4 protein-coding genes are annotated in these 3,579 nt (G+C 59.7%); 1 reads left to right on the forward strand and 3 read right to left on the reverse strand.

Annotated features, from left to right (window positions below):
* Both PSV43_RS12530 and PSV43_RS12535 read right to left on the reverse strand, forming a co-directional pair.
* Positions 1-1,509: hypothetical protein (locus tag PSV43_RS12530; protein WP_300197419.1), on the reverse strand; the 1,509-nt coding region annotated here is incomplete at its 3' end.
* Positions 1,510-1,696: 187 nt separating this feature from the next.
* Positions 1,697-2,584, reverse strand: a complete 888-nt coding sequence (locus PSV43_RS12535) for an MBL fold metallo-hydrolase (RefSeq protein ID WP_300197422.1) — start codon at positions 2,582-2,584, stop codon at positions 1,697-1,699.
* Between the two features lie 161 nt (positions 2,585-2,745).
* On the opposite strand from PSV43_RS12535, the gene PSV43_RS12540 reads away from it, so the two are divergent.
* A complete protein-coding gene (locus tag PSV43_RS12540) occupies positions 2,746-2,985 on the forward strand; it encodes a UPF0175 family protein (RefSeq protein WP_300197425.1) in 240 nt (79 codons plus the stop codon).
* A gap of 398 nt (positions 2,986-3,383) precedes the next feature.
* Here the strand turns inward: PSV43_RS12540 and PSV43_RS12545 are convergent.
* A partial coding sequence (locus PSV43_RS12545) for a hypothetical protein (protein ID WP_300197428.1) occupies positions 3,384-3,579 on the reverse strand: 196 nt, incomplete at its 5' end.

The following is a 3,579-nucleotide window of genomic DNA, read 5'->3' on the forward strand; positions in this document are numbered from 1 at the left end:
CTGGCTCTCCAACTGCCCGGACTTCTGCTCCAGGGCATGGATGCGGTCTTCCAGGCCGGCTTCCTTCTCCTGACCCTCCTGCAATTTCTGCGTGAGGGAGGCCAGCCGCGTCTCAGCGGCCAGGCAGTCATCCCGCGTGCTCTTCAGCCGCTCTTCAGTGGTGGCAAGTTCAGCCTGGCAGCTTTGCAAAGCTTCTGAGGTGGACTGCCGGGTATTGACCAGCACCATGATCTCTGCGCCCACCGTGCCGTGCTGCTCACTCAGCGCCGCCAGCGTCGCTTCTGTTTCAGCAATCTCGCCCTGCACCTGCTGGCGTTTAGCCGCAAGGTCAGCCAGTTCCTGGGTGAACTGCTGAATCTGCTGCGCTGACTCTGTTTCAGTCTTCTCAAGCAGCGTCACCGCCCGGCGCAGCTCGGCCACCTGCGTGGCGGCTTCCGTGCACTCATTCAAGGTAATGCCCAGCTTCTCTTCCATGCGGGAGAGTTCGCTGCGGCGGGACAGCACAGCCTGCCCGAGCGTCTGCTCGCACGCGCGCAGTTCATCCATTTCAGCCTGACTTTTCGCCCGTTGCTGACGGAGAATGATCAATGTCTGCTCATGCTGCACCGCTTCGGCCTTGAGGTCTCCCAGCGCTTCCGCCGCTGCCACTCGCTGCCCTGCCAGTTCTTTGACCGCGTTCTGCAAATCAGCGTGTTGCTGGCCGGTCTCCTGCACCGCCTGCCGTTTTTCCTGCAACCGCGCCCGTTCATCGGCCACGGCACTGCGGGTGATGTTGAGGGAGGCTTCGCCTTCCCGGCACTGCGAAGTGAGCTGCGTGAAATTCTGCTCCAGCGCCTGATAGCGCGAAGTCAGATCCACCACATGCCCGGTCGCCCGGCTGCCAGCTTCTTCCAAATAATTCAGCCGCTCTTGCTTGAGCTTGAGGTTGGCATCCGTCTGCTGATTGCTCACCTCCAGCCGTGCGATGTTGATGGTCAGCTCCTGCTGCCGGGTCTCATGCCGCAGCACTAGGCTGCGTGCCTCCACAATGCGCTCCTGCTGGCGCGTCACCTCATCGATCGCCTTTTGCAGCAAATCAGAGAGCTCGGAACTGCGCTCTTCCAGCAGTTCAGACTCAGCCTTCAGTCCGGTGAGCTGCCGGGACGCTGCGTCCACCTGCGTCTCCACCGACAGCTTGTGACTCGCCCATTCGCTCAGTTGCTGCTGCGTCTGTTCCAGCTTGCCCTGATCTTGTAAATAACGCGCGTTGATCTCCTGCAGCCGGCTCTGCAGCATCTCACGGTGTCCATTCAGCTTGCCCAGTTGCTCGTTCAGGCTCGCCTCAAGACTGATCAGACGGTTCACCTCTGAAGTCTTCTGCTCATGCAGGCGTGACATCTGCCGCACCTCATGCGTCAGCGCCCGGTGCTGTTCCTGCACGGATTGAAGCTCTGAGTTCCAGCGTTCGCAGGTTGCCTGGGCATCAGCGGCGGCGGCATTCAGTTCCGCCAAACTACTGGCGGGCATCATGGGCACCCTGGCGTCTCGACTACCATCTATATCAAAAGCGATGTTACTCATAAATGATTCCGTTACGGCAATCTCAGCGCATACATCAATATTACGCAATTGTTAAGTAGTTTTTGAAAATTTTCATACTTAACGGAGCCATTTGTAAAAAAAACGCATCCCTACTTCACCCCCTTATTAACGTACTTTACCGGCCTTTCTCGCAGTACAAGCGCACCCCATCCGCGCACATGGAAGTCACGTTGGCATCTTCCCCTTTGCGCCAGAGCCGTTCATCCACCCCCGCCTGCATGGCGATCTCTTGCTCAGCCGCCGCATAGTTGCGGCGGTTCTCCTCCACGCCCACGCCCGCCGCGAAATCCGCCGCCACTCGCTCGTACACCGCCATCACCCGCTGGCGATACGTGCTCAGGTGCCACGCCACATCCTGCACCACGCCAAAGTGCGTGAGATAGAGCGTCTTGAAGTTTGCCGCGATGAGGCGGTCCAAAGACTGCCCATAAGCGAAGGGATCAAACTGCGGCGGCGCTGCGGTGACGGAAAGATAGGGGCTGTTTTCCAGCCGCATGCCTGCCACGTCTCCCGTAAAGCAAATGTCGCCGATGATGAACGCGTGGTGATGCCGCGCATGCCCCGGTGTCTCCCAAGCGATGATCTCGATCTCGCCCAGCGGCACGCTTTCCTGGTCATGCAAAGCCACCACGCGTTCCGCAGGCGCAGGCAGCATGTCGCCCCAGAGCGAGTCCATGAGATCGCCATAGACCATGCGGGCGCTGTCCATGAGTTTCGAAGGATCGATCAAATGCCTCACCGCAGAGGGGTGGCAGTACACCGTCGCCCCCTGCTGCGCAAACCACCCGGCAGCACCCGCATGGTCCAGATGAATGTGCGTGACGAAAACCTTCTTGATCGCCGTCTCATCGACACCCAGCGCACCAATCGCCGCACGCAATGTTTCCAACGTCGAACCCGGGCCCGTTTCGATCAAAGCATACTCGCCCCCGCTCTCCACAAGATAGGAGGCGATGAGGCCCGGAAGGCCATGGAAGCGGAGATCAAGAGTGTGGATGCGCATGGGAGAGTGAAGGAGGGCAAGAGCTGCGCGTCAAGGGAGGGTCAAGGCTTCGCCCGTCAAGGAGAGGTCAAGGGCGTGGCAAAAAGTCGTGAGGAGCTTCGGCTGGTTTTGGAATGGTCATTGTCTCGATAGCGCTTGTGCGCTATTTTATGGGCAAGACCATGACGATCACCTTGCCAGACCTGCCTGCACTCATGAATGTACGTGAAGAGGACATCAGGCTCGACCTCGCCTGCGGAGCGTATGCAGCCGGTCATCTCTCCCGCCAACTGGCCTCGGACGTGGCAGGAGTCAGCCGCTACGATTTTGACGAAGCGCTGCATGCGCGCCGGATTCCCACCTTCACGGAAGAGATGCTGACAGAAGATCTGGAAACTCTTCGTGAACTCGGCTCCCGGTGATTGTTGTCGCGGATACATCGGTCATCCTGAACCTTTGCTTCCTGGGGCTGGAACGACTGCTGCCAGAACTCTTCGGCACCGTGTATTTACCGTCCGAGGTAGCGGCGGAGTTTCGGCGACTGGCGGGTGCGGACCGTCGCTTTCACGGGTTGGTCCTGCCAACATTTCTCCAGTACGCTGAACCGCAGACAACCGCCCATGCCTGGGCATCAAGCCCGGTGCTGCATGCCGGAGAGATCGCTGCCATCTCACTGGCACTGGAACAACGGGCGGACTTGGTGCTCATGGACGAAGCGGAGGGACGGGCCGCAGCCAAGGCGCTGCAATTGCGCACCATGGGCCTACTCGGCATTCTTCTACACGCCCGTCAAAAAATGCTGGTCTCATCTGTGGCTCCTCTACTGGATCGCCTCCAGCAAGAAGCCCGCTTTTGGATCGCGCCGACTCTTCGCGCTGCGTGCCGCCGGTGAAACCACCTGATGTCCAGCCCCGCTCTTGACCAGCGGAACCTTGACCAGCGGAACCTTGACCAGCGGAACCTTGACCAGCGGAACCTTGACCTCTTGACCTCTTGACCGCGTAGCGGCCTTGACC

It is taken from the genome of Prosthecobacter sp., assembly GCF_029946185.1.
Taxonomy (GTDB): Bacteria; Verrucomicrobiota; Verrucomicrobiia; order Verrucomicrobiales; family Verrucomicrobiaceae; genus Prosthecobacter.

Excerpts from the sequence above, each read along its gene's own strand:
- PSV43_RS12535 (WP_300197422.1), bottom strand. The coding sequence starts at position 2,584 with ATGCGCATCCACACTCTTGATCTCCGCTTCCATGGCCTTCCGGGCCTC.
- PSV43_RS12540 (WP_300197425.1), top strand. The coding sequence starts at position 2,746 with ATGACGATCACCTTGCCAGACCTGCCTGCACTCATGAATGTACGTGAA.